14 protein-coding genes are annotated in these 24,508 nt (G+C 36.3%); 7 read left to right on the top strand and 7 right to left on the bottom strand.

Going from position 1 to position 24,508, the window contains the following annotated elements; genetic code table 11:
- Window positions 1-109: 109 nt before the first annotated feature.
- The 5 genes from J8281_RS05920 to J8281_RS05900 form a co-directional block, all read right to left on the bottom strand.
- A complete protein-coding gene (locus tag J8281_RS05920; RefSeq protein WP_210196679.1) occupies window positions 110-922 on the bottom strand; it encodes a purine-nucleoside phosphorylase in 813 nt (270 codons plus the stop codon).
- On the bottom strand, window positions 919-1,527 hold the full coding sequence (locus tag J8281_RS05915; RefSeq protein ID WP_246848991.1) for a TIGR04282 family arsenosugar biosynthesis glycosyltransferase: 609 nt from the start codon (window positions 1,525-1,527) through the stop codon (window positions 919-921). The genes J8281_RS05920 and J8281_RS05915 overlap by 4 nt, the downstream gene beginning before the upstream one ends.
- A complete protein-coding gene (locus J8281_RS05910) occupies window positions 1,524-2,030 on the bottom strand; it encodes a rhodanese-like domain-containing protein (RefSeq protein ID WP_210196678.1) in 507 nt (168 codons plus the stop codon). Before J8281_RS05910 ends, J8281_RS05915 begins: the two co-directional genes overlap by 4 nt.
- An 11-nt stretch (window positions 2,031-2,041) precedes the next feature.
- The gene (gene arsS / locus J8281_RS05905) at window positions 2,042-3,109 is read right to left on the bottom strand and encodes an arsenosugar biosynthesis radical SAM (seleno)protein ArsS (RefSeq protein ID WP_210196677.1); all 1,068 of its coding nucleotides are present in this window, start codon (window positions 3,107-3,109) and stop codon (window positions 2,042-2,044) included.
- A gap of 101 nt (window positions 3,110-3,210) precedes the next feature.
- Window positions 3,211-3,546 (bottom strand): arsenosugar biosynthesis-associated peroxidase-like protein, encoded by a 336-nt coding sequence (locus tag J8281_RS05900; protein ID WP_210196676.1) that lies wholly within the window; start codon window positions 3,544-3,546, stop codon window positions 3,211-3,213.
- A gap of 679 nt (window positions 3,547-4,225) precedes the next feature.
- Between J8281_RS05900 and J8281_RS05895 the strand changes: the two genes are divergently transcribed.
- Window positions 4,226-5,281 (top strand): LacI family DNA-binding transcriptional regulator, encoded by a 1,056-nt coding sequence (locus J8281_RS05895; RefSeq protein WP_210196675.1) that lies wholly within the window; start codon window positions 4,226-4,228, stop codon window positions 5,279-5,281.
- On the opposite strand, the gene J8281_RS05890 is transcribed toward J8281_RS05895, so the two are convergent.
- Both J8281_RS05890 and J8281_RS05885 read right to left on the bottom strand, forming a co-directional pair.
- On the bottom strand, window positions 5,266-7,311 hold the full coding sequence (locus tag J8281_RS05890; RefSeq protein ID WP_210196674.1) for a glycoside hydrolase family 65 protein: 2,046 nt from the start codon (window positions 7,309-7,311) through the stop codon (window positions 5,266-5,268). The two genes, J8281_RS05895 and J8281_RS05890, sit on opposite strands and share 16 nt — an antisense overlap.
- 365 nt (window positions 7,312-7,676) lie before the next feature.
- Complete coding sequence (locus J8281_RS05885; protein ID WP_210196673.1) at window positions 7,677-8,702, bottom strand: LacI family DNA-binding transcriptional regulator; 1,026 nt, start codon at window positions 8,700-8,702, stop codon at window positions 7,677-7,679.
- Between the two features lie 386 nt (window positions 8,703-9,088).
- Here J8281_RS05885 and J8281_RS05880 point away from each other — a divergent pair, with 386 nt between their 5' ends.
- The 6 genes from J8281_RS05880 to J8281_RS05855 all read left to right on the top strand — a co-directional run bounded on the left by J8281_RS05880 (window position 9,089) and on the right by J8281_RS05855 (window position 24,488).
- Entirely contained in the window at window positions 9,089-10,759 is a 1,671-nt protein-coding gene (locus J8281_RS05880) for an alpha-glucosidase (RefSeq protein ID WP_210196672.1), read from the top strand.
- Window positions 10,760-11,027: 268 nt separating this feature from the next.
- Window positions 11,028-14,081, top strand: a complete 3,054-nt coding sequence (locus J8281_RS05875; protein WP_246848989.1) for a TonB-dependent receptor — start codon at window positions 11,028-11,030, stop codon at window positions 14,079-14,081.
- A gap of 11 nt (window positions 14,082-14,092) precedes the next feature.
- Window positions 14,093-15,673, top strand: a complete 1,581-nt coding sequence (locus J8281_RS05870) for a RagB/SusD family nutrient uptake outer membrane protein (protein WP_210196671.1) — start codon at window positions 14,093-14,095, stop codon at window positions 15,671-15,673.
- 129 nt (window positions 15,674-15,802) lie between these two features.
- A complete protein-coding gene (locus J8281_RS05865; protein ID WP_246848988.1) occupies window positions 15,803-19,078 on the top strand; it encodes a VCBS repeat-containing protein in 3,276 nt (1,091 codons plus the stop codon).
- Between the two features lie 411 nt (window positions 19,079-19,489).
- A complete protein-coding gene (locus J8281_RS05860; protein WP_210196669.1) occupies window positions 19,490-22,759 on the top strand; it encodes a VCBS repeat-containing protein in 3,270 nt (1,089 codons plus the stop codon).
- 406 nt (window positions 22,760-23,165) lie between these two features.
- Complete coding sequence (locus tag J8281_RS05855) at window positions 23,166-24,488, top strand: vanadium-dependent haloperoxidase (protein WP_371812587.1); 1,323 nt, start codon at window positions 23,166-23,168, stop codon at window positions 24,486-24,488.
- The last annotated feature ends 20 nt before the right edge of the window (window positions 24,489-24,508 follow it).

Raw genomic sequence — 24,508 nt, 5'->3', positions numbered from 1 at the left:
AATTCAGGATGACTTCTCAGTTAAATTTTAGGTATAATAACGGACAATCAATTTTATTTTTGCCTTATTCATCAGTCGAATAGTAACCATTTAACTTTCAATATGTAAATTAAAGAGATTTTATTAATTCGTTGAAGAGTAAAATCAATTCGGGTTCTGCATTAGCGGCAAGTGCGATAATTTCTTCAATATTAACAGGCTGTAAGTTATCTGGATCACATTCATCGGTTAATACAGATACTGCTGCTACGGGTAGCTCTAAATGGTTTGCTACGATTACCTCGGGTACGGTACTCATACCTACGGCATCGGCACCTATGGTTTTGAGATAGCGATATTCTGCTCTGGTTTCTAGCTGTGGGCCGAGTACAGAGGCATAAACCCCTTGGTGAAGGGTAATATTTTTTTCTTTGGCAATGGTTTTAAGTGTTGCATTCATTTTTATATCATAGGGTGCACTCATGTCTGTAAATCTGCTTCCCATTTGCTCTACCCCCTTAAATGCCAATGGTGATCCGCCTTGTAAATTAATATGATCGTCGATAAGCATCAGTTCTCCTTTTTTGAAATCAAGGTTAATAGCTCCAGATGCATTAGATACCAAAAGAGTTTTAATTCCTAGTTTGTGCATTATTCTCACAGGATACGTAACATCTAGTAGCGAATATCCTTCATATAAATGAAAGCGACCTTGCATCACAATTACAGTTTTCTCTTCAAGACGGCCATAAATTAATTTACCTTTGTGAAATTCTACTGTAGCTGTAGGAAAATTAGGGATATGATTATAACTAATTTCTTTAAGGATTTCTATTTCGTTAACGAGTTGCCCTAGACCGGTCCCTAGTATAATACCAATATCGGGATTTTCAAACCCCTTTTCTTTTAAAAAATCTGTGGTTTCTGTAATTTGCTTTATCATTGGGTTAAAAATTTTTGAAAAACATCAATATCTTTAATATCTTCATAAATGTCAATATCGTTACGTTCTTCTAACAAATGAATCGTATTATTTTGTAAATCGTTTACTGTGTCTTTTAGAACAGAGGCAGTTCCCCATTTTTTATTTTTGAAAACCTGTGAAGTTAACGATTTCATTCCGAGTAAATAATACCCCCCGTCTGTAGCGGGGCCGATGACATAATCATGAGATTGTAATGCAAGAAATGAAGCTTCGATATCTTCTGTTGAAAGGTCATACATGTCGCTTCCAATAATAACGATGTGTTCATAACCGCTGGCAAAACCTTCAGCAAAAGCGTGATTCATTCGGTCTCCAAGATCTTGTCCGATTTGTAGTCGTTTATCATAAATTTGAGGGTCCCACAGATCGTTTTCTCTAATTTTAACAGAGTAGTGAACCTGTTTGGATACGTCTAACTTTTGAGTTAGCGAGCGGGTATGCTCTAGTAAAAACGAATAGATGTTCAAAGCTGCCTGGTCACCAATCGTTGCGGCCAGACGCGTTTTACATTTACCTAACTCTGGATTTCGGGTAAAGATGAGTAATAGATTTTTCTTGCTCAATTTGAATATACTTTTTTCCCGTTATGCAACCACTTTGCCCACTGTTTTGAAAAAGCATGAACACTATCGGTCGTTTGCCCTTTTGAATTGACTATAGGGTAATTGTGATTTTTCCACTCGAATATGCCGCCGTATAAGTTAAGCACATGGGTAAAACCAACTTTTTTAAATTGCTCTGAAACATCTTCAGACCGAACTCCTAAACTGCAATATACCACCAAAGTGTCATTTTTCTGAAAATAGGGTTGCACAGCAGTTTTGAGGGTAAAATTTTCGTATCCTACGTGTATTGCATTTTGAATATGACTTACATTAAATTCTTCTTTTTCGCGAGCGTCTAATATATGAACTCGATTACGTATAGAAAATAATTTGGCAGCTGAAATATAAGGAATATGTTCTTCATTATACGTTTTCAGTACTTCTTTTAGCGAATCTTGCGCAGTTCCGAAGGTAGAAAATAACAGCCATATATATAAAACATAATGTTTACTACTATTCATTTATCAAAAGATTAGGCTACAGTACCTTGACAACTACTTCCGGCGCCAGCTGTACAACCATAGCAATGTTGAGAAATAATAATATTCCGGTTCTGAAGTAATTCTTCATTGTACGCACTAATATGTTTCACTTTGCTTGCTACTTTGAGATCTAACATTTGATTAAAATCGCAGTCATAAAGCCACCCATCCCAACTTACTGATATCGTATTTGTACACATTACATTGGCTACTGCTGCTGGATTATATGCTTCTACAAGAGCATACATATAATCTTCATAATTTTCTGAAGCGATCAAATAATCCAGAAATCTGCTTATGGGTAGATTTGTAATTGCAAATAAATTATGGAAATGAATGCCAAAATCCTCTAAAAGTGCTTTTTTAAAATCTTTTTCCATAGCTTCTTGATCACCAGGAAGAAAAGCACCAGATGGATTATATACCAAATCTAATGTAAGATCACTACCTGGCATGCCGTATCCTCTATCGTTTAACTCTTGTAATGCTTTAATAGATTTGTCAAAAACGCCATTACCACGCTGTTTGTCTGTTTTTCCGCGGGTCCAATGAGGCATAGATGAAACCACATGCACGTTGTGTTTCTTAAAAAAATCGGGAAGGTCATAATACGACTTGTTTGCTCTTATAATAGTTAAATTACTACGTACAATAAAATCTTGGATACCGGCTTTGCTTGCTTCTTCTACAAACCATCTAAAATTTGGATTCATCTCTGGAGCACCTCCGGTTAAATCCAAAGTGCGTGCTCCTGTTTTTTTGATAACTTCTAGACATTGTTGCATAGTATCCCTGGTCATAATTTCTTTACGATCTGGTCCGGCGTCTACATGACAGTGTTCACATACTTGATTACACATGTATCCCACATTAATCTGAAGAATTTCCAGGCGTTTAGGTCGTAGGGGGAACTGATCGATTTCAGCAATTTTATCTGCGAACTTGGGCAACGTTCCATCGGCAAAAATCCCGTTGTTCAGAATTTCTATCTGCTTATTGGCATTTGCCAAATGATCATTGCGTTTATGTAGGGATTGTTTTGTTTTCACTTCAGGCATATTCGTTATTGGTACCACCAAGGGTTTCATACTCCGAGGCTTGCCTCGAAATTAAAATTCAGTTTCTTACGGAATGCCTCGCGAGCTTGCCCCGAGGTATTTTACATCGATAGTTTTTCATATTTGTTCATCATCTGCACCCCATGCACGAGCGTAGCGCCACTCTCTATGGCTGCTCCTGCATGAACGGCTTCCATCATTTCTTCTTTGGTAATTCCTCTCTGCAGCCCGTCTTTGGTATATGCATCGATACAATAAGGGCACTTTACTACATGAGATACGGCTAGGGCTATTAACGATTTTTCTCTTGCACTTAAAGCTCCTTCTTCAAAAACTTTTCCGTAATAATCAAAGAATTTTGTACCTAACTCTTCACTCCATTCTGTTATTTTTCCAAACTTTCGTAAATCAGCCGGGTCGTAATATGTTTTAGCCATAATATATATGATTTTTGAGGCAACTAGAACTAGTCTGTCGTCGATTAGCTATTTTTACTTACAATAAAAGATTAATTTTTTTAAAAGAAAATTTATTATCAATTATTTTATAATCATTTTGGTGTCAGATAAATATTCATGGTACAGAATTGATATAAACTTTTTTCAATTTGCTAAAAAAAACGCTGTTTTGCACTTTAATCAAAAAAGTCAAGAAGAGTTCAATTCATAAAGCGGGTTACAATCAAAATCAAATTTAAAATTACTAATGTAGCCTACCGTTTATTGCAGATTTCAAACGCTATTCTCGATACCCCAAAACATGACGAGGATAGGCTGATTTTAATCAGACGACCGTATTTTTCTACCGAGTTATTGAAGTCGAATAGGCAAAGATGAATAAAAAAGCTTAATTTAGACTCCCAAGATGATTTGACGAATTGAACTGGTTTAAACTTTTTTCAATTTGCTAAAGAAATGCTGTTTTGCACTTATATTGTATAATTTTTGACCTCTGCAGCGCTGCTGTGTACTTAAAAATTATTTCATCTAAGCACAAAACCTTTCGCAATCGTACCATTGGGTACCTTCTTATCTGTTGGTCCTGCTTACATCAAAAGAGTTTAAACCAGTTCATATTCTTTTACGTCTGATAATAAAGAATGTCTAACTTGAAGTCATGAGAAAAAAGGTTACTTTAAAACAACTTGCCAGAGAATTGAACTTATCAATATCTACGGTCTCCAAATCCCTAAAAAATGACCCTGAGATTAGTCAAAAAACGATTAATAGGGTTCATGAATTGGCAAACTTTTACAATTATAAACCGAATGCTCTGGCGGTAAGCCTGAAAAGTAATAAAACAAAAACGATTGGGGTTATCTTACCCGAAATCTTAAATCATTTTTTTGCTAAAGCATTATTCGGTATAGAAAAAGAAGCTTCAGAAAGAGGATATAAAATTGTCACCTGTATTACTAATGAATCTTATCAAAAAGAAGTAGAATATGTAGAGATGCTCAACTATAGCAGCGTAGATGGCTTTATTGTGGCTTTGAGTCAAGAAACTCAGGTTCTTGGCACAATAGAGCATTACAAAGCACTACAACGAGACCATGTTCCTATAGTAATGTTTGATAGAGTGAGTAATGAGATCGAATGTGATAAAGTAATAGTAGATGATAAAGTAGCCTCTAAAAATGCAATACAATATTTGATCAAAACCGGATGTCGTAAAATTGCTGTGATAAGTACTATTGGTCAATTAAGTGTGGCAAAATTAAGGCTAGAAGGCGTTAAAGAAGTGATTAAAACACATGAAGATGTTTCTTTAATAGATCTTTCGATTACCGGCAGCAGGTTTGAATTATCGGGTAAAGATTCGCATACTATTGAGAATGAAATTGAAGTATTTCTAAAACAGCACGATGTGGATGCAGTTTTAGGATTAGATGAAACTGCAGCAGCAGTTACTATTAATATTTCACACAAATTAGGATTAAAGATACCAGAAGATATTTCGGTTATTGGTTTTACCGATGGTTTATTGTCTAAACATTCATATCCTAAATTAACTACAGTCTCGCAACATGCAGAAGATCTTGGTGCTAAAGCTGCACAAATTTTGATTGATCAGTTAGATAACTTTACAGAAAACTATAAGATAAAGACAGAAATTATAAAAACTTCGTTAATCGTTAGAGATTCTACAAGCCTGCATTATTCGACCACGTAGGTTTTACTATCTGGACCAACACCGGTGATTGTAAGCTTTTTCCATTCTTTAGGTAATATTGGTTTTTTTTGAATAATACCTTCGTTTGTAATGTGTAATCCGGCAAAACCAAAAATTATAGCTTGTAATATTCCGCCAGCTCCAGTTGCAAAATAAGGATTATTGCTGGTAGCAGATTCTGCCAATGCCCCAAAAGGAGGCCTTTTATTGGGTTCATAACTTTTCTTAAAAAGTCTAAAAGCGTTTTCTGCATCACCCAATCGGGCATAAAGAACTGCAAAAATACTTTGAGCCATGGCAGGACCTTCTTTTGCTAATTTGGGCTCATAGTACGTTAAATCCTTCATGATTGTAGGCGTATCGTTTATGATATCCAAAGGATAGGCCAAGAGATTCACATCTGCTTGTTTAATTCGCTCACCTTGGTAGTTACTGTGTTCTCTGGTGGTTCCATCTTTAAATCGATGAATTGTTAATTGGTTTGCAACCTGATTCCATGTACTGTCTGGTGTAACATTTAACTCTTCGGCTGCCAAAGATGCATATCGCAAGCAGGTAATAGCAGAACCATTGGTAAAGGCGTTATCGTTAACATTAGGCGCAAATTCATTGGCGCCTACCACGTTATTTATAGAATATGTGCCATCAGGATTTTGAGATGAGCGACTCACCCAGAAGTCGGCTACTTCTTTTAATAGAGGAAACCCACGACTTTTTAACCACTTTTTATCCTTTGTAACACGGTAATAATTCCAAAAGGCGATACCTACATCGGCAGTAATATGATGTTCAAAAGTTCCTGTAAGTGCCCAAGCAGGTGTAGCTTCCTCGCCGGTGTCATCACTTTCCCAAGGAAACATAGCTCCCTTATATCCAAAATTGATAGCTTTTTTTTTGGCTACCTTTAATCTGTCGGATCTATAGTTTACTAGTGATCGTGCAATATCTTGATTTAAAATGAGTAGGGGAGGGTACATCCAAAGCTCGGTATCCCAAAAGATATGTCCGTTGTATCCTTGAGAACTCAATCCCATAGGTGCAATGCTCAAATTAGAATCTGCTCTAGAAAAAGCATATAGGTGATAAAGGGCAAGTCGCACATCTAGTTGTGATTGGCGATCACCGTCTATAATAATATCTCCTTTCCAGAGGTCGCTCCACATAGAAGTATGTTGCTCTAGTATACTGTTTCTTGGTGTTAATAGATTAAAAATTACAAAGCGTTCGCTCTCTGTTTGTGGATCATCAAAATCTTGAGTAGAACACTGTGCTGCAGTCCATGCGAACTTGTAAAGATCATTTTTTTTAAGCGTGTGGTTAAAAGACAGTTGATTGTTGTATTCGCTAATTTTTTTATGTGTTAATACGGGTCTTTCATGTTCTCTGGTAGAATTGATATTGTGCCAAATAAATGTAGCAGAAGTAGCTACAGTATGCTTATTTAATCTGCTTTTTGCGACAGTTTGTAGTATAGGCATCGTAGTTTCCAGATCCTTTAAGATTCTAAAGGTGCTCAAAGGACTATTATACTCATCTGGTGTTTGTATCTTACCTACAACCTTAATGTCTATATCATCAAGAGCCTTTATTTGAATATCTATATAACCCGCATAGGGAACATTGCGAAGTGCATAGAGATCATAGGATATTTGAGCTACATTTTTGTAAGTAAAAGAAGTTTTAAATTTTGCTCTTTTCATATCCATAGTTTGCTTCCAATCGGTAATATTTGAATTACTGAGCTTTTCACCATTAATATATAGATCTAAATTTCCAAAGTTCATTCCTAAGAGGATTTTACTTACACCTAGTGTAGATTCTTTGTCATACACATTATTCAGAATGACTTTATCAGTTTTTAAAATTTCAAAAGATGGAAGAATTCCTATACGACCATTAGCAGCTACAACTCCTGTATAATTTTTATAATCTGTTGTTGTAATTTCCCAATTTTTTTGTTGCGAAAAAATTTTTGAGTTTGTAGTGATAACTACTACAATAAGTAAAACTTTGAATAATTTAATACACATAGCCATGAGAATTTGATACGTAATTAGAAGGAGGGAACTCCTTCATTTCTGAATTAACACTAATAGTCAAATATACTTGTTTCAGTATATTAATACATAAAACCTATTATTTTTATCATTTGTTTAAAAAAGATTGTTGTCTGATAAAAAAGTTGATACGCTCTGAAAACCTCTATTACCATCAAGAGTTTATGAGTTTATAGAAAAGACACCTTGTTTTTCTAAAATTTAGACAACTTATTTTGAAACTGAATCGCTTTTACTTCAAAAACCATAATAGACAAGTTTTACAAATAAGTCTATGTTCTATTTTCTAGCAGCGCAGCAGTCTATTTTCATTAACCGGACAATACGGTTTAAAAAACTTAGGTGCTATCTCGTAGTACAAGTTTGGTATCGAGTTTGATTACTTTTTTTTGAGGAACAACATCATCGATTTCATGTAGCTGATCAATTAATAATTCTGCGACTTTTTGACCCATCTCAAAACTTGGTTGAGCAATACAGGTCATAGAAGGAACAAAGATCTGGCCTAAACCTAAGTCTCCAAAACCTATTACCGAAACATCCTCTGGGATCTTATACCCTAAATTAAGAAGTGTTTTCATAGCGAGCAACCCATAATTATCGGTACAAGCAAAAACAGCATCGGGTTGTATGGGTATACGGTTAAAAAAATTTTGTATTTCGGCATCTTCATACTCGCGATCAAGCGAACTACAATGTAAAATTAGCCTATCATCTACGGCAATATTATGCTTTTTAAGTGCTTTAAGATAGCCCTTAAATCGATCTTGAAATACTTTTTTTTCTTTAATACCACCAATAAAAGCAATAGTTTTTTTTCTTTTTTTAACGAGAAATTCTACTGCAGAAAATGAGGCTTTATCATCTTCTATAATAACATGAGTAGCGCCATTTACTTTTTGTTTAATATTATCAAATAATACAACGGGGATCCCCTTGTTTATTATATTTTGTATGTGAATAAAAGTTTCAGTTTCGTGAGTGGGAGAAAGAATGATACCGTCTACCAAACCTTTTTCATATGAAATAAGATTTTCACGTTCAAATTCAAAAGAATTTCTTGAAGAACTAATGAGTATTTTATAATGGTGTTCGCGAGCATAATGGTCAATACCTCTACAAACTTCTATAAAAAAGGGTTCGTCATATCTTGGAATAATTACTCCAATAATATTCGTTTTGCCAGAACTAAGACTTTTTGCAATTTGATTGGGCATATATCCCATAGCATTTGCTGTTTCAAATACCTTTTCCCTTGTACTTGGTTTTACCCTGGGATTTTTATCCAAAGCTCGGGACACGGTAGCGATAGAAATATTTAGTTTTCTGGCAATATCTTCAAGTTTTACCCTCCTTTTTTTCAAAATGATTAAATATTCGTTAAAAAATTATTATTAAAATATCATTTTTGATAAAAATTTAATAATACAAACGTTTGCATTGTATTAAATTAAGATATCGTTTTTCAAATACCATAATTGTTTGGTTATTTGTAATAGTCGTACTAGTTTTTTGAAAAATTAGCAATTATACCTACTTAAAATCATTATAATCTTAATGAAAGCCGTCCCAAACTTCATGTGCTTTCAGAAAATATAATGGTTATGCTAATTTATAATAAAAAATAATAGCTGTCTGTAAATTCTTCGATGCGTACCAAACATTTCGAAAACAACCGGTAATAGGTGATTAGAATATGTATGTAGAATGAGTTTACAAAATCATTGTTTAAAGCTCAACATCATCATAAGTGAAATTATCTTGGTTTAAAAAAGGAACAATCTATCAAATCTATCCCAGAAGTTTTAATGATAGTAATTCTGACGGAATAGGAGATTTAAGAGGTATTATAGAGAAACTCGACTATCTGCAAAAACTAAATGTTGATATTTTATGGTTAAGTCCAATATTCAGTTCACCTAATGATGATAATGGTTACGATATAAGTAACTATTGTGCGATCATGCCCGAGTTTGGTACCATGCAGGATTTTGATGAACTTTTGCATAAAACTCACGAACGAGGTATGCGTTTGGTACTGGATCTGGTGGCAAATCATTGCTCTGATGAGCATGAATGGTTCAAAGAAGCCAAAAAATCCAAAGATAATGCGTATCGAGATTATTTTCACTGGAGCGCACCTGCAAAAGACGGAGGTCCTCCTAACAATTGGAAATCTTTTTTTGGAGGAAGTGCTTGGGAGTATGATAAAGATTCTGGAGAGTATTACTTGCATCTTTTTACCAAGAAACAACCCGATTTAAATTGGAAAAATCAAAAGGTAAGAGAAGAGATCTATCAGGCGATGAGGTTTTGGCTCGATAAAGGAGTAGATGGATTTAGAATGGACGTAATTCCGTTGATTTCAAAACGAGAGGGTTATCCCGATGCACCCAATGAGGGTTTTAGAAAAATTATAGAAGACGTGTATGCCAACGGTCCCCATCTTCATGAATATCTAAGAGAAATGAATCGAGAAGTAATTCGCCATTATGATGCATTTTCGCTAGCCGAAGGGGTTGGTATCAATCCTACAAATGCCGGATTATATGTCGATCATGACCGTAGAGAACTTGATATGTTGTATCATTTTGATATTCTAGAATGTACTATTGTTAATGGTAAGTTTGAAGAAGTTTCTCCATTTGATCTAGTGACGATGAAAAAGATCTTTAAAAAATGGAGAGATGCTGTTCACGAAAAAGGGTGGTTGGCTAATGCAATGGGAAATCACGATTTTTCGCGTATGGTATCCCGGTTCGGAAATGATAAAGAATATTGGGCAGCATCAGCAAAAATGTTATTTATTATGCAAGCCACACAAAACGGAACCCTAAATATATACCAGGGTGATGAAATTGGCATGACTAATATTGTCTTAAATGAAATAAGTGAGGTTAAAGACGTACAATCTTTAAATTTTTATAATGAAAATTTAGCAACTCAAAGGTTTTCAAAAGATCTTGCTTTAGAGATGATTAATAAAGAAGGAAGAGATAATGCAAGAACACCTATGCAATGGAGTGACGAGCTAAATGCAGGTTTTTCAGAACATGATCCATGGCTCAAAATTAATCCCAACTATGAAAATATCAATGTAGCTACGCAAAATAATGACCCAAATTCTATCTTAAATTTTTACAGAAATGTACTCGCGATTAGAAAAAAGATGGAAGTTTTTGTATACGGTGATTTTGAAGAAGTAGCATTTGATCATCCAGAGTTGTACATCTATAAAAAAACATTGGGAAGTGATAAGATTATAGTGCTATTGAATTTTAGTAGCAACCCTCAAAAATTCATTACTAACTTCCAATTACCAACAAATGCGGTTATCATAAATAATTATGAAGATATTGTAATTACAGAAGATAAGATACACCTCAAACCTTATCAGGGATGTGTGGTAAGGCTTGAATAGTGCGTAGGATTAAACAAATAGAATTAAAATAGATAAAATAGAAAGTGAAATTAGTTTTTGTTTGTTAGCAGAGAAGTTGTAAACAAAACTTCTCGAAGGTGTAACAACTGGGACATCCATTTTTTTCGTAACTTTTAGAGGTAATAGTTATAGAATTAGTCAATTGTGGTAAAAAGACTTGGATGTCCCGCTGTTACTTACTCACACAAGCTTAAAAAAGGTGCTTATATATGAAGAAAACAAATCAAATTAAATCAAACTCTGTATTATGAAACGAACATTAATAAAATTTAAACGTACGAAAAGTATGATACTTAAAAAACTCATATTCTTATTGGTGTTTTTATCGGGGAGTATGGCGTATTCACAAATCACGGTCTCTGGGGTGGTTTCTGATGCAGGAGGTCCAATACCAGGGGTTAATGTACTAGAGAGAGGAACCAGTAACGGAGCAGTTACCGATTTTGATGGTAACTATACCCTTGATAATGTAGCACAAGATGCGGTGCTTGTCTTCAGTTATTTGGGGTTTAAAGCGCAAGAAGTTTCGGTAGATGGTAAAACAACTATTAATGTGACTATGGAGGAAGATGCTGCAGAGTTAGAACAAGTTGTGGTTATTGGGTATGGTAGCGTTAGAAAGAAAGACGTCACCGGTGCGGTGGCTACAGTTAAACCCGAGGATTTTAATCAAGGGGTGCAAAACTCACCTGATCAGTTAATACAAGGTCGTGTTGCAGGTGTTCAGGTTACTGCTGCTAGTGGGGAACCAGGTGCTGCAAACAATATTCGTATTCGAGGTACATCGTCAATACGAGGAGGTAATAACCCATTAATTGTTGTAGATGGAGTACCACTAGATGGAGGTAATACGAGTGCTGGGTCAGACGTAGGTACTGGTCGCTCTAGCGCTCGAAATCCTCTAAATTTCATTAATCCAAATGATATTGCGAGTATTGATGTGCTAAAAGACGCTTCGGCAACGGCGATTTATGGTTCTAGGGGATCTAACGGTGTGGTAATAATTACAACAAAAAAGGGGGTTTCAGGAAAACCTCAATTGGACTTTTCTTCGACATTAAGTGTATCTACCATTGCTAATGAATATGATTTGTTAGATGGGCAAGAATTTACAAGGGCTGTTAACGAATTAGGAGAACCCGGTTTAGCATTTGGGCAAAATGTAGATGCATTAGACGAGATTTTGAGAACAGCCGTTACTCAAAATTATAATGTAAGCTATGGTGGTGGTTCTGATACAGGACGATATAGATTTTCTCTATCTTTACAAGACCAAGAAGGTATTATTAGAAATACAGGTCAAGAAAAGTATACTGCGGCACTTAATCTTACAGAAAAGTTTTTTAACGAGAAATTACAGATAGATACAAAATTAATCACCTCTTTCATCAAAGACGAAGCTACTGCATTGGCAGAAAATGCAACTGCAGAAGGAGACTTAATCATATCAGCTTTACGCTGGAATCCTACTCGGTCACTCTTTAATCCTGATGGTAGTTTTCTTCAATTTAATGATAATCCTCGTAATCCCTTAGCATTTTTGGATTATTATACCGATTTAGCCGAAACAACAAATATATTGGGAAATATATCTGCTACTTATAGCTTTACTGATGATTTGAGTTATAGATTTAATTTCGGCGTAGGTCGAACAGAATCCAAAAGAAGAATTGGTATTTCTAGACTTATGCAAGCCAATTTTGTTAATGGTGGGATAGCTGATATACAAAACGTATTCACTTCAAATCTTTTGTTTGAACATACGCTTAATTACAATAAACAGTTAAACGACAATGTTTTCATTGATGCTGTGGTTGGATATTCGTACCAAGAGTTTGAAAGAAGAGGAGATAACCTGCGCGTACAAGATTTTTCTATCGATGATCAAAATCTCTATATTAATAATGTCAATTTTGGATCAGAAAGACCAGCGCCTGTACTTAATCCTGATAATACATTATCTGGGGGGAATACTTCATTTTTTGATCCTAATACCGAGTTACAGTCCTACTTTGGTAGAGCAAATGTTACTTTTTACGATAAATATTTAATTACAGCAACATTAAGGGCAGATGGGTCCAGTCGATTTGGTAGTGATAATCAATATGGATATTTCCCGTCAGCGGCGGTTGCTTGGAGGTTATCAGAAGAAGACTTTACACCAGATACCTTTAGCGATCTAAAACTTCGATTAGGGTATGGTCTTACAGGTAATCAAGAATTTCCTTCAGGATCTGCTCAGACTCAATTTACACCTGATGGTTCAGGAGGAATAGTATTGTCAACAGTAGGTAATCCCGATTTAAAATGGGAAAGCACAGTTCAGCTTAATGCTGGTATAGATTTCGGCTTTTTCGACAATCGTCTAACTGGTTCGGTAGATTATTACCAAAGAACTACTGAAGATTTGTTATTTAGAACACGGGTGGCACAGCAAGCACCAAATGTATTTGTTTGGAGAAATCTGGATGGTGTCGAAGTAGAAAATTCGGGTGTTGATATTGCCATCAATGGAATTATAGTAGAGAATGATAATTTTACTTGGGAAGTGAGCGTGAATGCTAGTTTCTTAAAAAATGAAATCAATAACGTGTCTAGCGTTTTTCCTGCAGGAATTTTAACAGGAGAACTCAATGGGCAGGGATTGTCAGGTCAAAGGAGTCAGTTATTATTTGATGGTCAGCCGATCAACGCGTTTTACCTTCCTATTTGGCAGGGATTTGACGAAAATGGTGTCTCAAGTTATGCAGATTTAGATGGAGATGGGGTAGATACCTCAAGTGGTATTACTGCTCCTGGAGAAGGTGATCGAGCCTTTGTAGGAGACCCTAATCCTGATTTTACAGTAGGTATTTCTTCATCTGTGCGATATAAAAATTTTGATGCAAGTGTTTTTTTTAATGGGGCTTATGGGCATCAAGTTTACGATAATACAGCAAATGCTATTTTTACTGCTGGGGCTCTTGCAGCCGGCGGTAACGTAACTCAAGAAGTGATTGCCTCTGGAGAAGCAAATCAAACTCCCAAACCATCAACACAGTATTTAAAAAGTGGTGATTTTTTAAGACTAAACAATCTAACACTTGGATATACCTTAGATAATGGTAAAATTGGATCTTGGATCGAATCTTTACGCTTTTTTATGACAGGTCAAAATTTATTTGTTATAACACCTTATGATGGTTTTGATCCTGAAGTAAATGTAAATAAACAAGTTGACGGAGTTCCTTCTTTTGGTATAGACTATTCTACATACCCCAGAGCAAGAACTTTCTCTTTTGGATTTAATGCTAGATTTTAAAAAAAATAGAAATGGAAAAAATAAAATTTATAGGAATTTGTTTGGTTGCAATCATAGTGCTTTATGGATGCACCGACCTAGAAGAAGAATTGAATGATTCGGTTAGTGAAGCTGCTGATGTAAGTGCTGCGGATCTTCTGTCTGGCGCATACTCATCACTACGAGAATTACAACACGAGCAAGATATTCTCGCAACCTATGTACACTCGTCTGATGAGCTAATTCCACCCACTCGTGGAGCGGATTGGGACGATGCTGGGGCTTGGAGAGATCATCACTTACATTCTTGGACCAACACCCATCCGCATATAGACAAAACGTGGAGAGATTTAAACAGTAGGGCTTTTAATGCTCAACTCGTATTATGCAACGGTGATGCATCAGCTACACAAATCGCAGAAGCGACTTTTTTAAGAACGCTATCTGATTTTTTAACATTAGATTTATTTGGTGTAGTTCCTAGAAGAGCTTGTAATGAAAATTTATTACTACCACCTACGCAACAATTAAACCGAGCGGAAGCCATAGACGTTTTTATAAGTGAAATGGAAGCTATTTTAGAGAATATGCCAAATGCAACTAATCGACCAGCAATTGCAACACAAAATGCTGGTAGAATGTTATTAGCCAAACTTTATCTTAATAAAGCTGTATACAAAGCTACCGGCGCAAACGGAGGTGCCCTCGCAGGACCTTATACTTTTGATGCAGCAGATATGACTGCCGCTATTACATATTTGAACGGAATCTCAGGTAAATCTTTAGAAGATCAATATTTTTCAAGTTTCACTCCCACAAATACAGAAACTTCTTCAGAAATAATATTTGTTTCAGAGAATGAACTTGGGGGAGCCACTGGACCAATTCGTAACCGATGGCATATGACTATGCATTATAATCAACAACCTAGTGGGTGGAATGGTTTTGTTGCTACTGCAGATTTGTATAATTTGTTTGAGGAAAACGACGTGAGAAGAAGCACAGATATTCCCGGTTTAACAGATGTTTTAGGCTACAACGCAGGATTCTTAATAGGTCAACAACAGGGCCCATTAAATGGAGATTTTGAATTAGAAGAATTAGATGATAGACCGGGTAATCCATTAGTATTTACTGAAGAAGTAGACATTTTTAGTTCTAATGAACGAAATGGGATCAGGGTAATCAAATATCTACCGAATACTGTTACGTCTGTGACTGATGAGAACTCTATTTCTTTTTCAAATGACGATGCACCAGGAAATGATTATGTTTTCTTTAGGTATGCCGATGCTCGTTTAATGAAAGCCGAGGCGATATTTAGAGGAGGCGTGGATGCTGAGGGTGAAACTCCCCTTAGTATTATTAATGAACTAAGAAATGTACGAAATGCTTCGGCTTTAACAGCAGTTTCAGAATCTGAAATTCTTGATGAAAGATCACGTGAATTATATTGGGAAGGTTGGAGAAGAAATGACCAAATTCGGTTCAATACGTATCTCGGCACATGGCAAGAAAAAGAAAATGCTTCAACAGAGTCAGCTTTGCTTATGCCTCTACCGGCTGAGGCTATTGCCACTAATCCAAATTTAACACAAAATCCTGGCTATTAAAATATCAATATTTAATAAATAGCTCAAAGTCCTTCGTAACATCGAAGGACTTTGCTACTTTAATGTAAGATTACTATGCCGAACAAAAAGTACTTTTTGAGCAATACTATTTTGTCTCTACTTTTTTTTATGTTATCATATTCATGCAAAGATTCTAATAGTACAACAAAAGAGTCTACTCCATTAAATAGCTCCCTCTTCACCAAATTACCTTCAAGTAAAACAGGAATCAATTTTACGAATGCAGTTTCAAATAAAAAAAATACTAATATTCTTACATACCGAAACTTCTACAACGGGGGTGGCGTAGCCATAGGAGATATTAATAATGATGGTTTACCAGATGTTTATCTTACAGCAAATCAAAAGGATAACAAGCTTTACCTTAATAAGGGGAACTTCGAATTCGAAGATATTTCAGTAACCTCAAAAACAACGGGTAAAAACGCCTGGTCTACCGGCGTGGTGATGGTAGATATTAATGCAGATGGCTTACTAGATATTTATGTTTGTAATGCCGGTAATGAGAAAGGAGATAACCAAAAAAACGAATTATTTATTAATAATGGAGACTTAACCTTTACAGAGAAAGCCGAAGAATACCAGCTGGCAGACAGTGGATTTACCACTCATGCCGCTTTTTTTGATTATGACCTCGATGGAGACTTAGATGTGTATATACTCAACAATAGTTTTATCCCGGTGAGTAGCCTTGGATTTTCCAATAAAAGAAATGTAAGGGCAAAAGACTGGAATATTCCTGATATTTTAAAAGGAGGAGGGGATAAACTATTGAGAAATGATGATGGAAAATTTGTAGACGTGAGTGAATCTGCCGGTATCTATGGGAGTTTGATTGGTTTTGGTTTGGGAGTAACCGTTGGAGATGTGAATCATGATATGCTACCAGATATTTATGTGTCCAATGATTTTTATGAAAGAGATTACTTATACATTAATCAAGGGGGTGGCACTTTTTCTGAAGATATTAAAAACTGGATTCAACATATGAGTATCTCTTCTATGGGGGCAGACCTTGCCGATCTCAACAATGATGGTCATCCTGAAATTTTTGTAACCGATATGTTGCCCGAAGATGATCAACGACTTAAAGAAACCAGTAATTTTGAAAGCTATGATATCTATACACTAAAACAAAGTCGTGATTTTTATCACCAGTACATGCAAAACTCACTTCAACTTAATCACAACGGACAGTCTTTTTCTGAAATAGCCTTTTACAGTGATGTTGCACAGACCGATTGGAGTTGGGGAGCCTTGTTATTTGATATAGATAACGATGGCTACCGCGATATATTCGTGAGTAACGGGATTTATCATGATCTTACCAATCAGGATTTTATGAATTTCTTTGCCAATGATATCATTCAAAACATGGTGCTCACGGGTAAAAAAGAAGCCATAGATTCTATTATTAACAAAATGCCCTCGACACCAATTCCTAACTACGCATTTAAAAATAATGGAGATCTTACTTTTACAGACAAAAGTAGTATATGGGGGCTTGCCGAACCTACATTTTCTAATGGAGCTGCATACGGCGATCTGGATAATGATGGGGATCTGGATCTGATAGTCAATAATTTTAATATGCCGGCATTTGTGTATCAAAACAATAGCGATACAGATAAAAATCGCTATGTGAAAATACGTCTTATGGGGGTAGATAAAAACACATTTGCTATTGGGAGTGTGGTAAAAGTATATGCCCAAGATCAAGTTCTTCGTAAAGAGATAATCCCATCAAGGGGCTTTCAATCTTCAGTCGAATATACGATTACGATTGGACTTGGTACTATAAAAAAAATAGATTCGCTACATGTTATTTTTCCGAATAAAAAAATGACTACCGTAAAAGACGTAGCTTATAATTCAACGTTGACCTTACATCAAAAAGATGCTACCCGAGAGTATCAAATTCCTTCTAAGATGAAGAATCATTACTTCGAGGAAGTCGATCACAATCTATCACCACATCAGGAAGATACGTATGTCGATTTTGATTATGAAGGATTATTGTACCAGATGCAATCCAGAGAAGGTCCGGCATTAGCCGTGGGAGATGTTAATGACGATGGAAACGAAGATGTATTTATAGGTGGGGCATTCGGGCAGACCGGTAAACTATATTTGCAAACTTCGAAGGGTGAGCTAAAACCTTCAAAATTTGAAACAGAAAATGCCTTTGAAGACGTAGTTGCGGTTTTCGAAGATATCGATGGAGATCATGATATCGATTTGATTATAGGTTCAGGCGGTAATTTTGCGAAAGCCCGCACAGGAGTTCGATATTACACGAATGATGGAGCCGGTAATTTTTCGATAGGTGGCATCATTGTACCTACCTTATCCAATATTGCTGCTATTGCGGCATCAGATTATGATGAAGATGGTGATATCGATCTGTTTATAGGAAGTCATAGTACTGTGGGTACCTATGGCATTACTCCAAAAAGTTACCTCATGGAAAATGACGGGAACGGTAATTTTACAGACGTTACCCAGTTAAAAGCAAAAGGATTGAGCAACATAGGTATGTTGACCGATGCTACCTGGCAGGATATTGATGCAGACGGTAAAAAGGATTTGATCGTAGTAGGAGAATGGATGTCTCCTAAAATCTTTACAAATTCTGGAGATCGTCTCACGTCATTTCCATCGAGTCTAGATAGTATTTCTGGGTGGTTTAATGTCGTCAAAGCCAAAGATCTGGATAAAGATGGGGATATTGATCTTGTGTTAGGGAATCGAGGACTAAATGCGCCGTATCAAGCCACTGCCAAAAAGCCGCTTAAAATGTTTGTAAGTGATTTTGACCAAAATGGAAGTATCGAACAAATCATAACCCAAACCATAGGTACAAAAGATATACCGATACACTTAAGAAACGATATCGCCAGTCAAATTAATGTCCTAAAAAAACAGAATCTGAAATATAGTGAGTACGCTAAAAAATCAATACAAGAGTTGTTTTCTGAAAAAGTCCTAGATAACGCAACCGTAAAAACTGTAAATAATTTTGTCAGCTTTGTCGCCTATAACAACGGAAATGGGAATTTCGAAGTACAAGAACTTCCTAAAGAGGCACAACTATCTTGCATAAATGCTGTTGAAACAGAAGATTTCAATAACGATGAAGTGCCAGACCTTATCCTTGCGGGGAATAATCATAACTTTATACCGCAGTTTTCCAGATTGGATGCTAGTAAGGGAAATATTATGATCGGGAATAAAAATCACAACTATGTAAATCAAACGTCAACCGGATTTTTAGTTCAGGATGAGGTAAAAGCCATGCGGTGGATTACAAATGCACGAAGGGAAAAACAGCTTATCGTAGCGATTAATAATAACGCCCACAAAATTTTTAAGTTAAAGAAGTAATGTAGCAATAAATAAATTAATAAAAAGCACGCTGATAATAATTGAATACGATTAGAAGCCGGTTAAACGCATTTCATTAACGTTCAAATAAGGTTAGAAGTTGGTCAAATGCACTTCGTCGATGCCCAAATAAGGTTTGAAGCTAGTCAAATGCACTTCGTCGATGCCCAAATAAGGTTAGAAGCTAGTCAAATGCACTTCGTCGATGCCTAAATAAGGTTTGAAGTTGGTCAAATGCACTTCGTCGATGCCTAAAAAAGATTAGAAGTTGATCAAATACACCTCGTCGATGTTTGGGTGGGTTTTAAAATTAGTTGAATATACTTCGTCAAGGTTTGGATAAAGTAAAGAGTTAGTTGAATGTACTTCAATATTATATTTTGAAGATTTAATTGAGTAAGAATAAAAATAATGATCAAAAATGTGGGCATACTTATCTTTGGATGTATCCTTTTGATAGGATGTAAAAAACAACATGTGCATCAGCGAAAATTATTTGAAAAAGCATCTTCAAAAGTTACCGGAGTTACATTTCAAAACCGATTAACTCCTACCAAGGATTTGAATATTCTCGATTACTTATACTTTTATAATGGTGCCGGAGTAGCCGTAGGGGATATAAATAATGATCATTTGGTCGATGTGTTTTTTACAGCAAATCAGGGCGAAAACAAACTATATCTTAACAAGGGTGATTTCGAGTTTGAAGATATCACACAAAAAGCTGGGGTCTCTGGAAGCTCTGATTGGAACACAGGAACCGTAATGGCCGATATTAATGGCGATGGCTTTTTAGATATTTATGTCTGTGCTGTAGTCGGGTTGCAAGGTTTAAAAGGAGCCAATGAGCTATTTATGAATAATGGAGATGGTACATTTACAGAAAAAGCTACTGATTACGGACTGGATTTTGAGAACTATACCACTTCTGCCAGCTTTTTTGATTATGATAATGATGGGGATTTGGATATGTATCTTTTAAATCATGCAACTCACACGCAGAATTCTTTTGGTAGCGCAGCTTTACGGGATAGAAGAAGTGCCAGAAGTGGGGACAAGTTACTTCGCAACGATGGCAATACATTTATTGATGTTAGCAAAGAAGCTGGTATTTATGGAGGAGGAAATGGATACGGTTTAGGAGTAGCAACTGCCGATTTTAATAATGATGGATACACCGATATCTATGTAAGTAATGATTTTCATGAGGATGATTATTATTATGTAAATAACGGTGATGGGACTTTCAGCGAAGAGTTGAAAGAAAAATTTGGACACACAAGCCGTTTCTCTATGGGGAGCGATGTTGCCGATATTAACCATGATGGGTATATGGATTTGTTAACCCTGGATATGATGCCAGAAAATGAAAAAGTACTTAAATCATCTGTGGGTGACGAATCGGTAGCTATGCTAAATATGCGTATTGATCGTTTAGGCTATCATTACCAATATGCCAGAAATATGCTTCAGGTTAATCAAAAAGGTGAGTATTTTGCCGAAACAGCATTACTTAGCCGGGTAGCATCGACAGATTGGAGCTGGAGTGCCTTATTTTCAGATTACAATCAAGACGGAGAGCAAGATATCTTTATTTCCAACGGCATACCAAAAAGACCCAACGACCTAGATTATATCAAGTATATTTCTAATCAAAAAATTAAGGATAAGTTAACCAAAACGAAACTAATAGACCAAGAGGCGTTAGATATGATGCCATCGGGTAGCGTTCAAAACTATATTTTTGAAGGGCAAACTGGCATTAGGTTTGTAGACCGATCCCAACAATGGCTGCCCCGGGAGCGTACAATCTCCACAGGAAGCGCATATGCAGATTTTGACAATGATGGTGATATCGATATCGTTACAAATGCAATCAATGATAACGCCATTTTCTACAGAAATACCACCGATAATACCGCAAAATATCTGAAGCTGAAATTTCGTTTTAAAGCACCTAATATATTCGGAATAGGCACCAAAGTGATCTCCTATCACAAGGGAACAGCGCAGTATAAACAACTATTTACATCCAAGGGATTTCAGTCTTCTTCAGAGCCGATGATACATTTTGGATATGCTCAAGAACATACCATAGATTCTCTTAAGATCATTTGGCCAGATCATACCATACAAGTAGCAGAAAACATTAAAACCAATCAAACGTTAACCATTCAACCATTACCCAAACGAGATAGCGTAGCGTATCAAATAGTATTTCCCAAACCCAAACGGTGGTTTACAAAAATTGACAGTCTGCCGGGGCTTGATTATAAACATGTAGAAAACGAGTATATCGATTTTGATCGTCAACAGCTAATTCCGTATAAAATATCTGATAAAGGACCGGCTACCGCTATCGGAGACCTTAATAACGATGGTAGTGATGATATTTTCTTCGGAAGTTCGAAAAATAACGCTTCAAAAGTGTATTTTCAAACTTCAGCAGGTTTTACAAAGGGGCAGATCGACGGCTTCGAAACTGACGCAGCGAATGAAGATGTAGCTGCAATTATCGAAGATTTTAATCAAGATGGCCGTGATGATCTCTTAATCGCATCTTCCGGAGGAGAATTTTATGGCAAGTCGACCCGGTTAATCGATCGATTATACTATAATTCTGAAACCGGTCTTAAAAAAGTAAAGTTCCCGAAAGCCTTTGAGCATGAATCGGTAATACAACCTTATGATTTTGATCAGGATGGGGATCTAGATGTATTTGTAGGTGGGTATGCCGTTGCCAACGATTTTGGTCGCATCCCAAATTCGTACTTATTTAGTAATGATAGTGGCGAATTTATACCTAAAGAGCATACGGCACTTCAAAATGTCGGAATGGTTACCGATGCTATTTGGACAGATTTCAACAATGATCACATAAAAGATCTTATCGTGGTGGGAGAATGGATGATGCCGCATTTTTTTGAGAATGATAAAGGAAATTTGGTAGACGTCACCTCTTTGATGGTATCGCAAAAACTTAATGGCTTATGGCAAGCGATAGCAGAATTTGATATCGACGATGATGGGGATATAGATTATATACTGGGCAACTTTGGGTTAAATACCAAGTTCGAGGCTTCAGAAAAATTTCCACTAAAGATGTATTACGGAGATTTTGATAAAAATCAACAATCTGAAACTGTTATTGCACTTCCAAAAGACGGAAAGTACTACACTGCCTTAGGATTAGATGAACTTTCGGGTCAGTTACCATTCCTCAGAAAAAAATTTAAAACATACGCTTCTTTTGCCGGTAAAACAATAGAAGAAATTTTTGATAGAACGTCTTTAGACAACGCAACCTTGTTAGAAGTACATCAATTAGCTTCGGGGTACTTAAGAAATGACAACGGAATTTTTACTTTTGTATCTTTTGATGCGTATCTTCAGGTTGCGCCAATCACACAAATGTTAACTTTTGATGTTAACAATGATGAAGAAGATGAAGTTTTTATGGCGGGTAATTATTTTGGTGTGACCCCGTATCACGGCAGGTTTGATAGTTTTGCCGGGGCACTACTTCAGAAAGGAGGTAAAGTAGTTACAGCTCCTGAACTGGGCATTAATCTTGCACAAAAAATGGTGAGAGGTTTGCATAGTTTTACAATGAAGGGCAAGACGTATATGCTAGTTACAGTAAATAACGAAAAAGCTGAGATTTATGAACTTGATAAATAGAATAAATAGTTACATCTTATATAAGTATACTAGATTAGTTGTTAGGCTCTTTTTTTATGTAAAATTCCTTCTCCTAGGGCGACAGCTCGATAGCGATGGGCGAGACGTTACGATGAGAATTAGGATAAGGAAATTTTTTCAGAAACATCCTCACCTTAATCCTCTAACTAATCAATTACCGTTTGTACGCATCTTTTATGGACTTGATTTTTATTCAAAAACATCCATCCCGAGCCTTTCCTTCAAAGAAAAGGAGTTAAGAAGTCTCCCTTTGAAGGGAGATTTAGAGGGATGTTTTTGTATAAATTCATTTGGTCTACAGTTATATACACGCCGTAGCCCCCAAAGGAGCGGAAAAAAGAAATTTTTAATAAAAGCTAGCCCCAATTTTAAGAGGACTAGGGGTGTGTTTTTGCTCATTGTTATAACATTTGTAGTATCAATTTCATGCCAAAAAGAAAAAGTTGAAATAAAGGTCAACCCCAATGATTTTCATGCGATAGTAGATAAAGTTACCGGGATCATGGTTCACGACATATTCTCTCCACCTGTAGCAAGTCGAATTTACAACTATCCTAATATTGCGGCTTATGAGATTATATGTCAGGGTAAAAGCGAATATCAATCGCTGGCTGGTCAGCTAAACGATCTCACCCCAGTCCCCAAGCTAGATACGACAAAGGCTGTTAATGTAAAAGTAGCTGCGATTATCGCTTATATGGATGTAAGTAAAGCATTGGTATTTTCAGAAGATAGAATTGAGACCTACAGGGATAGTCTATACACTACCTGGTCGGGAATTAATGAAAAAAGTTTTACAGCCTCTAAAGTGTATGGGTTATCGGTAGCAAAACATATCAAAGCCTGGTTATCTACTGATAATTATGCGCAAACCCGAACGATGCCCAAGTTTTCGGTACATACGCAGGACCCCGCCCGATGGCAACCCACACCTCCAGATTATATGGATGGCATAGAACCCCATTGGCGCGCTATAAGAACACTTGTTATAGATTCGGCTTCACAGTTTAGGCCTGCGAGTCATCCCGAATTTTCATTAGAAAAAGGCTCTCCATTCTATAAAGAACTTATGGAAACGTATGAGGTAGGTAGAACAATCAAAGAAGAAGGAGAAGATTCTGAAAAATTAAAGATAGCCAGGTTTTGGGATTGTAACCCGTATGTGTCGACCCACAAGGGTCATTTAATGTTTGCTACCAAAAAAATAACTCCGGGAGCACATTGGATAGGGATTTGTAAAATTGCCTGCAAAAAAACCGGGGCAGATTTCTATAAAACGGTGTATGCCTATACCAAAACATCGATAGCTATCGCTGATGCGTTTATTAGTTGTTGGGATGAAAAATATCGAAGTAACTTAATTAGACCAGAAACAGTAATCAATCAACATATTGATGAAAACTGGGCACCTGTATTGCAAACACCACCATTTCCAGAATATACCAGTGGGCATTCAGTAGTATCAGGAGCAGCATCTACGGTGCTTACAGATATCTTTGGTAACAATTTTGCGTTTAACGACGATACCGAGTTGCAGTATGGATTACCTATTCGTTCTTTCGTTTCTTTTAATCAGGCAGCAGAAGAAGCTGCGGTAAGTCGATTATATGGTGGGATTCATTACCGTGCAGCTATAGATTTAGGATTACAACAAGGTAAGGCTCTGGGGAACTATGTTGTAAGCCAACTTCAAATGGCAAAAGAATAAATAACAAGTATCTCAAGATT

It is taken from the genome of Aquimarina sp. U1-2, assembly GCF_017897595.1.
Lineage (GTDB): Bacteria > Bacteroidota > Bacteroidia > Flavobacteriales > Flavobacteriaceae > Aquimarina.
This window is presented reverse-complemented; position numbering and strand designations above follow the sequence as displayed.